At 65.4% G+C, this 8768-nt stretch carries 7 protein-coding genes; 3 read left to right on the plus strand and 4 right to left on the minus strand.

Annotated features, from left to right (window positions below; translation table 11 throughout):
• The coding region (locus AC1DSN_RS14000) for a dihydrolipoamide acetyltransferase family protein (RefSeq protein WP_477331210.1) at nucleotides 1–1202 on the plus strand (1202 nt) is incomplete at its 5' end.
• 120 nt (nucleotides 1203–1322) lie between these two features.
• Nucleotides 1323–1622 carry a DUF6916 family protein gene (locus AC1DSN_RS14005; protein WP_063573343.1) on the plus strand — a complete coding sequence of 100 codons (300 nt, stop codon included), beginning with the start codon at nucleotides 1323–1325 and terminating at the stop codon, nucleotides 1620–1622.
• On the opposite strand, the gene AC1DSN_RS14010 is transcribed toward AC1DSN_RS14005, so the two are convergent.
• The 4 genes from AC1DSN_RS14010 to AC1DSN_RS14025 are packed head-to-tail and all read right to left on the minus strand — an operon-like array spanning nucleotide 1609 to nucleotide 3775.
• Entirely contained in the window at nucleotides 1609–2136 is a 528-nt protein-coding gene (locus tag AC1DSN_RS14010; protein WP_477294826.1) for a GNAT family N-acetyltransferase, read from the minus strand. The genes AC1DSN_RS14005 and AC1DSN_RS14010 overlap by 14 nt on opposite strands.
• Nucleotides 2133–2669 carry a phage tail protein gene (locus tag AC1DSN_RS14015; protein ID WP_477294828.1) on the minus strand — a complete coding sequence of 179 codons (537 nt, stop codon included), beginning with the start codon at nucleotides 2667–2669 and terminating at the stop codon, nucleotides 2133–2135. The genes AC1DSN_RS14010 and AC1DSN_RS14015 overlap by 4 nt, the downstream gene beginning before the upstream one ends.
• 22 nt (nucleotides 2670–2691) lie before the next feature.
• Nucleotides 2692–3222 carry a phage tail protein gene (locus AC1DSN_RS14020; protein ID WP_477294830.1) on the minus strand — a complete coding sequence of 177 codons (531 nt, stop codon included), beginning with the start codon at nucleotides 3220–3222 and terminating at the stop codon, nucleotides 2692–2694.
• 22 nt (nucleotides 3223–3244) lie between these two features.
• The gene (locus tag AC1DSN_RS14025) at nucleotides 3245–3775 is read right to left on the minus strand and encodes a phage tail protein (protein ID WP_477331212.1); all 531 of its coding nucleotides are present in this window, start codon (nucleotides 3773–3775) and stop codon (nucleotides 3245–3247) included.
• A gap of 216 nt (nucleotides 3776–3991) precedes the next feature.
• Between AC1DSN_RS14025 and AC1DSN_RS14030 the strand changes: the two genes are divergently transcribed.
• On the plus strand, nucleotides 3992–8713 hold the full coding sequence (locus AC1DSN_RS14030; RefSeq protein ID WP_477331214.1) for a putative Ig domain-containing protein: 4722 nt from the start codon (nucleotides 3992–3994) through the stop codon (nucleotides 8711–8713).
• Nucleotides 8714–8768 lie beyond the last annotated feature (55 nt).

Consider the following 8768-nt stretch of genomic DNA (forward strand, 5'->3'; position numbering starts at 1 on the left):
CCGTCGGTGACATCATCGAAACCGGCGCCTCGCTGGCCGATTTCGAGATCGACCCGAACGCACGCCAGCGCGCCGAAGCCGAATCCACCGGCCATCACCATGGCCCGAAGAAGAGCGTCGGTAGCCAGGCGCCGGACGACGCGTCCAAGGTCATCGCTTCCGACGACGGCGGCGAGATCGATTCGGACGGCCCCGCGCCGGCCAAGCGCGAAGACGAAGGTACCGTCGTCGGCGCCATGGTCAGCGGCAATGCCGTGCACACCGAGCAGGTCTCCAGCGCCGGTGGCGTGAAGGCCGTCCCGGCCGTGCGTGCCCTCGCCAAGAAGATGAAGATCGACCTCACCCGCGTGCAGCCGACCGGCGCCGGTGGTGTCATCACCATGGGCGACGTGAAGAACGCCGCCGCCAACGGCAGCGCCGCCGTGGGTTCGGCTCCGGCAGCACGCCCGGCCGCCGCGCAGCACCTCGCACCGACGCTTCCCGAGCCGGGTCCGGCGCCTTCGCGTACGCCGGTGTCCCTGGCCGGCAAGGCCGTTCGCACTTCGCCCCCGGGCAAGGAAGCGATGGGTCAGCCGGAGCAGCTCAAGGGCGTTCGCCGCAACATGGCGCGCGTCATGGCCGATGCTCACGCGCAGGTCGTCCCGACCTCCATCGTCGACGACGCCGACCTGCACGCCTGGATCGGCAAGCAGGACATCACCGCCCGCCTCATTCGCGCGGTCGTGGTGGCATGCAAGGCCGTGCCGGCGCTCAACGCCTGGTTCAACGGCAAGGACCTCACGCGCACGCTTCACCCGCACGTGGACATCGGTATTGCCGTGGATACGGACGACGGCCTCTTCGTGCCCGCCCTGCGCAATGCGGACGTGCTCGACGGTGCCGGTATCCGTGCCGCCATCAAGCGCCTGCGCAGCTCGGTCGAAGATCGCAGCATCGCGGCGTCGGAGCTCTCGGGCTACACGATCAGCCTGTCGAATTTCGGCATGTTCGCCGGCCGGTACGCCACCCCGGTGGTCGTCCCGCCGACCGTCGCCATCGTCGGCGCCGGCAAGCTCAGCCACGATGTGGTTGCCGTGATGGGCGGTATCGAAGTGCATCGCCGCATGCCRCTGTCGCTGACGTTCGATCATCGTGCGGCGACGGGTGGTGAGGCGGCTCGGTTCCTTAAGGCGATGATTGACGATTTGGGCTTGCCGAACTAAGGGCATCGCCGCTGAAGCGGCTCCTACAGGGGCCGCGGTGATCGACGATTGCGGTATTCCGAACTAGAGTAGACATCCGCGCCCCTTCTGGGGCGCGGACTACTTCGGGGGAAGGATTCCATGCAGTTCCTACAGATCGAGCACTTCGCGCCACACCTCAACGACACCTTCCACGTCGATGTCGGCGAAGGCGAGTCCGCCTTCGTGCTGGTCGAAGTGAAGCCCCTTCAGGGCGCGGGTCCGACGATGCAGGGCGCGGTCCGCGCGGGCTTCTCGTTGCTGTTCCACAACACCGCGGCCATCGTCTTTCCGCAGCGCATCTACGCGATGAAGCACCGAGGGCTGGGCGAATTCGGCATTTTCCTGGTGGCCATCGCGCGCGACGCGAACGGCTTCATCTACCAGGCTATCTACAACTAGCGCGCATCTGCCGGTGCATGCTGCCGGCCTCACCTTCATCGACGAATCCCAGTCGCGCGTACAGACGCATGGCGGCGGGATTGTTCGTGGCCACGCTAAGTGTCACGGCAGGGGCGAGCGCCCGGGTTGCCTGGAGCAAGGCCGAACCGATGCCTTGCCCGCGTCGTTCTGCAAGGATCGCGATATCCACGACGTGCCAGGCATCGTCCTTGATGTCGAGATAGTAGCGACCGATATCGCGATCGCCGCAGCGCAGTCGCATGAAATGGGCGTTGGGGAAATAGCGCACGAAATGCGTGTGCTGCAAATCGAACTGGCTGTTGGCGAACGCCGCTTTTGTCGCTTCCGGCCAACCGGTGAACGCGAGTTCGTCATCGCGCGTCTGCCGATACAGGGAACGCAGGAAGGGCATGTCGCCGTCGTCACACGCATGCAGCGTGACATCCGCGATCGACAGCGACGCCGCGATGGCGCCGCTGTCCGCACGAGCCTCGGGGAACGCAGGCAGGCTCACTGGAACGCGGGGAAAGTGCCCTGGAGAGCGATGCAGAAGTTCAGCCCCAGGAACGGCTGGCAATTCTCGTGTGGTTGATTGCCACCCGCAGCAGTGACCGCCGTCGGAGCGAAGGTGGTGGTTGGCGTGGCGCCCAGCACGAACGGCGACGTAGTGGCAGGCGCAACCAGTGCGCTGCCCGGCGCGGGAACCGAGGTACGCAAGGTCGTGTCATGCTGCACGTATACCGACATGCTGTGGTTATGCGACGGCATTTCCTGCACCGTGAGCGTGTGGCCAAACTCACCATACGTTTCACCGGCGACCCGTGGTGTCGTCGCCGGCGCACCCGTGCCGATCCCACCGGGTGCACGGGAGGCGAGGTTCGGCAACTGGAAAGTCGTCGTGCCATTGCCTCCGTAGGTCGTACCGATCAGCGCGAACAACGAGGTGTTCTGCTGCAGCGCGAGGGTCTCGCCGTTACAGAACGCCCAGTTCGCCGGTGCGAAGTAGAAGCCGAAGACCTGGATCTCGCCGAGAAAGGGTTGCGTCATGAGAATGTCTTCCAGGCGAAGGTCAGGATTGCGAAGGAAAGATGCCGGCCCAGGCGATGCAGAACGCCACGCTGAGGGTCGGCATCAGATTGTTGTGCGGACCGGAGCCACCCTGCGCGCCGATTGCGGTGGCACCCATTGGATAGGCGGTCAGACCGGTGACGCTGGAGGTGTACATGGTGTCCGGGGCGATGCCGCCGAACACCACCGTGGGACCCGGCGTAGCCGTGGTTCCGGTATCGGTCGTCGCCACGCAGAGGTGGTTGTGCACAGGCAACTGATTCAGCAACAGCGTGACCGTTTCGGTACCCGTCTGCTGACCGAGCACGTAAGGACTCAGACCAGGACCCTGCCCTTGTTCCACCGGAATGCGCCCCCGCAGATCGGGGACGGCGAAGGTCGTCACCCCGTTCCCACCGTAGGTCGTACCGATCAAGGTAAAGAGAACCTCGTAATCGGCGATCGAAAGCAGGCTGCCATCGCAGGCTTGCCAACCCTGGGGGACACGACTGAAACCGAACATGCGGATTTCACCGACATAACACTCAGACATGATGTGGCTCCTTTGTGCTGTGTCAGCCGCGCGAGGGGTAAATGCCCGACAGCGCGATATTGAAACCCAGCACGCTCAGCGGCTGGATGTTGTTGTGCGACGTGTTTCCACCGTTAGGGCCCACCATGGGAGGGGCCAGCGGCGTGGGGWGTRCATTGGCTGTGTAGAACGATTCCGTGCCCGAGCCGCCATAGAGCGCATTGGCTGGAGACCTGACCGCGCCAGCTGCCGTCGTTGCGTTGAGCGGATGCGAGTGCGTCGGCATCTCCGTTTGCAGGAGTGTCACGGACTCGACCCCTGCCAACATGCCCATGGGGTAGACCGGCGGCTGCCAGGCAGCGTCGACCGATGAGACCGCGCCGACCGGTGTGCGGCTTCGCAGGTCGGGCAGGCCGAAGGTCACGGTGCCGTTACCACCGAACTGAACACCTAAAAGTGAGAACAAGGCGGAGTTCTGGTTGATAGGCAACAGCTGGCCGTTGCATTGCGCGAAGCCTCTCGGCGCGAAGTTGAACCCCGCGAGCATGATTTGCCCGAGGTAGTAGTTAGACATGGTGCGTCCCCTGGTTGGTTGGCGCACGCCCCCACGCCGTGGGTCGCACTCTCGTGGATGCGATGAGAGCTAACAAGAGGCATAGCCGGCACTTTTGACGACGCTGCCGTTTCTGCACATTGCTGGATCGCACTGGCCCCGATACTACCCGCGCCGCTTCGCAAGAACGCGCGCGTATGCGCGACAGGACAGCGGCGTCAGGGAACAGGGGACATTATGAAAACGCTTTTCTTCGGAGACCGCACGCCGGTCGCCTCCGGTCGCACGCGTGCACGTCGCGCAAGTTGGCTTGTCTTTTTCTGCCTGCTGATGCTGGGCGGTGTGGCACATGCCGCGAATTGCCCGCCGGTGCACCTCACGGTCCAGTCCGGCGGCGGAAGCGACGCGTTCACCGACCTGCAGAACTGCGCGATCTTCGGTTTGAACCACGACGCCCCTCTTAACGGGCATACGGGTCCGCTGCACGGAACCGACAACGGAAACAACAACGGCACCGGCTTGTTGAGCTACCACAACAACGGCGACGGCGCGACGAGCGACAACTTCGCGGTCTACGATGCCGAAGACAACTCCGTTGTCCCGATCACGGTCACGGTCATCCAGACCAACCCGACGGTCGACACGACGTCCCTGCCCAATGCAACGATCGCCACGGCCTACAGCCAGACACTCGCCGCCAGCAACGGCACGGCTCCCTACACGTGGTCGCTGAGTGGTGGCTCGCTCCCCGCAGGCATCACCGTGTCCTCAGCCGGTGTCGTCAGCGGCATACCGACCGCAGGAGGCACCTTCAGCCCGATCTTTATGGTGACCGACAGCGCCAGTCATACCGGCACGGGAACCCTCTCACTCTCCGTAACCGCGCCGAACATCGTCATTAGTCCCGCAACGCTCCCGAACGGGACCGCCGGTACGGCCTATAGTCAAGCTGCCAGCGCGACCGGCGGCACCGCACCTTATACGTATGTCCGGGATCCAGCCGGCGGGGCGCTCCCCACTGGTCTTACCCTTTCCGGTACTGGCGTACTTTCGGGCACGCCAACGGTCGTGGGCAGCTACACGTTCGCGATCAAGGCAACCGACAGCTCCACCGGTACCGGGCCGTTTAGTCAGTCGACCCCCTATACCGTCACGATCAGCGCCCCAACGATCTCCATCACGCCGACGACCGTGCCGAGTGCGACGGCGGGTACGGCGTATTCGCAGGCCCTTGCCGCGTCCGGCGGTGGTGCGCCCTACACCTTCGCTGTGACATCCGGCGCCCTGCCCCAGGGCGTGTCGCTTGCAGGCAATACGATCGCCGGCACACCCACGGTCACGGGCACGTTCAACTTCACGGTCACGGCAACCGACAGTCTGGGCTTCACGGGCGCTCGCGCCTACAGCATGACCTCGAACGCGCCGACCATCGCCGTCGCGCCCGTGACCTTGCCCGCCCCCACCGTGGGCATCGCCTACTCGCAGGCGCTTAGCGCGTCGGGCGGCACCCCGGCCTACAGTTTCGCGATCACCTCGGGCGCCCTGCCCAACGGCTTGTCATTTTCGGGCGGCACGATAAGCGGCACGCCGACCGCTGCCGGTACGTTCAACATCACGGTGACCGCCACCGACAGTCTCGGTTTCATGGGAAGCCGCGCGTATTCCACCACCGTGGCTGCGCCGACGATCACCCTCACGCCGGGCAGCGTCCCCGCGGGTGTGGTCGGTCAGGCTTACTCGTCGGCGTTGATCGCCGGCGGCGGTACCGCTCCCTACACGTTCAGCTCGACGGGCACGCTTCCGCCCGGCGTTTCCCTGTCACCGTCGACCGGCGTACTTTCAGGCCAACCCACGACAGCGGGCACATATAACTTCACCGTCACCGTCACCGACAACTCCACCGGCACGGGTGCACCGTTCACGAAGCAGCTTGCGTACACGCTGACCGTCAGCCCACCGACAATCACGATCGCGCCGACCACCCTGCCGGCTCCCGCGATCGGCACTCCCTACACGCAGTCCGTCACGGCCAGCGGGGGTAGCGGCACTTACACCTACGCGGTCACCGGAGGCGCGCTGCCGGCAGGTCTGACGTTCTCCGCGGGCGGCACGCTGTCCGGTACGCCGACTGCCGCAGGCACCTTCAGCGTCACGACGACCGCGACCGATGCCTTCGGCAGCACGGGAAGCCGGCTCTATAGCTTCACCATCGCCGCGCCAACCATCACGGTCTCGCCGGGAACATTGGCGAATGCCCATGTCGGGCAAGCCTTCACCGGAGCGTTCACCGCGAGCGGCGGCACGCCTGCTTACACGATCACCGAAACCGGTGCACTGCCCCCGGGCCTGAGTTTTGCCAACGGTACGATAAGCGGCACGCCCACCCAGGCTGGCAGCTTCCCGGTCACGGTCCATGCAACGGACAGCACGACCGGCACCGGCGCGCCCTTCTCGACGACGATCAACACGACGCTGACCGTCGATGCGGATCCGCTCGTCCTTTTGCCAGCGAGCCCGGCGCTCACCGCGACCTACGGTGTGAGCAGCAGCGTCGCCTTTACCAGTAGCGGTGGTTCAGCACCGCGCACGTTGTCGCAAACGGGTAGCTTGCCCGCGGGCATGACGTTCGATGCAGCCAGCGGGCTGCTTAGCGGCACGCCGACCGTCACGGGGAGCTTCCCCTTCACCGTGTCGGTCACCGACGGCAGCGCCGTTCCCGTGACGGTCAGCCGTGCGTATACGCTGACGATCGCAGCCGTCACCGTAGGCATCTCGCCGGCTACCTTGCCGAACGGCATCGTGGCCACTGCCTACACCACGACACTGACGGGAACCGGCGGTGTCGCGGCTTACACATTCATCGTCAGCTCGGGGGCTTTACCGCAGGGCCTCACGTTATCCCCGGGCGGCATCCTTGCCGGCACCCCGACGGTACACGGCCCGGCATCGTTCACCATCCAGGCCACCGACGCGCACGGCATGACGGGGACGCAGGCTTATACCGTCACGATCGGCGATGCCATACCGGTTGCCGTGGCCGATACAGCCAGCACGCCGGCTAACCAGGCCGTCTCGATTCCGGTCACCACCAACGACACCGGCGTGATCACGTCGGTCACCGTGGCGAGTAATCCCGCACACGGTGCGGCGGTCGCTAACGGCCTGTCGATCAGCTACACGCCTGCCGCCAACTTCTTCGGTACCGACACCTTCACTTACACGGCGACCGGTCCCGGCGGTACATCGAATGCCGCCACAGTCACCGTCACCGTACAGGCGGGTGCCGTCCCGATCGTGACCAACCAGGCCGTCACGGCGACGGCCGGCAATCCGGTCACCGTCAATGCCACCACGGGCGCCACCGGCGGCCCCTTCACCACGGTGGCTATCGTCACCGCGCCCACCGTGGGCACGGCCACCGTGAACGGTACGAATATCGTCTACGCCGCACCTGCGGATGCCAGCGGTATCCAGCACTTCACCTACACCGTGTCCAACGCCTTCGGTGCATCTCAGCCGGGCACGGTGACGGTGACGCTGCAGGAACGACCCGTCGCTCCCGCCTTGAGTGCGACGGTTGCCGCGGGACAGAACGTGCAGGTGGACCTCACGTCCGCTGCGCGTGGCGGTCCGTTCACCGATGCCACGGTGGTTTCGCTTTCACCCGCGCAAGCAGGGCACGGAACGATCGTGAAGACAGCGAACGGCTATCGCCTCGACTTCGCGGCAGCGGCCGCTTTCTCTGGCCAGGCACAACTGGTCTATACCCTCGCCAATGCCTATGCGACATCGCAACCGGCGACCGTGACGATCACGGTGACCGCGCGGCCGGATCCGTCGAAGGATCCGGAAGTGCTCGGCGTCCTCGGTGCGCAGGTGGATTCCACGCGGCGCATGGCGACGGGGCAGATCTCGAACTTCCAGCAGCGCCTGGAATCGTTGCATGGGGCCGCGAACTCACGCTTCAGCAACGGGCTGAGTTTCAGCTCCGGTGGCGGTCGCACGCCTACGGATACGACTCGTCCGGGTAAGGGTGTCGCGGATGCGATGACCGATCCGAACGGCCCGAACTTCCTGCAGCCGGAGCCGAAGGGTTCGCCGGTGCAGGAAGGATCGAGCTCGCCGGATGATGTCGCCTTCTGGACCGGCGGTGCCGTGAACTTCGGTTCGACCGATCGCGGCGCCGCGACCAACGGCGTGGACTTCACGACATCAGGCGTCAGCGTCGGCGCGGACAAACGTCTGTCGAATGCCCTCACGCTGGGCCTGGGTGTCGGCTACGGCCACGACAGCAGCGACATCGGCAAGATGGGCAGCCACAGTTCCGCGACGGCTTACAACATCGCCCTCTACGCCAGCCTGAGACCAAGCGACGCGACGTATATCGACACGCTGATCGGCTACCAATGGCTGGACTTCGATGCCCGCCGCTACGTCACGGCGGATGGCGGACGCGTCACCGGCAGCCGCAACGGCAAGCAGGCATTCGCATCGGTCGCGGTCGGATACGAACACGACAACGGCAGCATGCGCCTGACGCCGTACGGACGCCTGGACCTGGCACGTGCCCAGCTGGACGGCTATACCGAGCATGGCGACTCCACGTACGCGCTCGACTACCGGGGACAGAACGTGCGGACCTCGACCGGTGCCCTGGGCCTGCGCGCGGAATTCCGCCTCAAACGCGACTTCGGCATGTTGGTGCCGCGCGTGCGGGTGGAGTACCAGCGTGATTTCCAGGGAAGCAGCGACGCCACCATGAGCTACGCGGATCTGCTCGCCGGGCCGCTCTATCGGGCCAACGTCGGCAGCACGGCGCGCAACCACGCGCTGCTCGGAATCGGCGCGCAGGCGCAGTTCAACAGCGGACTTACCTTGCGGGTGGAGTACCAGGCCCTGTTCGATGCCGCGACCCACGCCAACCAGTCGATCCTGCTGGGCATCGAAAAGACGTTCTGAGCCCGAACGGACCCGGATCAGCCTGGTGGGAGAGGACGCTCTTCCACCAGGCTAC

The sequence above is a fragment of the Luteibacter sp. P4_D7_3 genome (assembly GCF_056401735.1).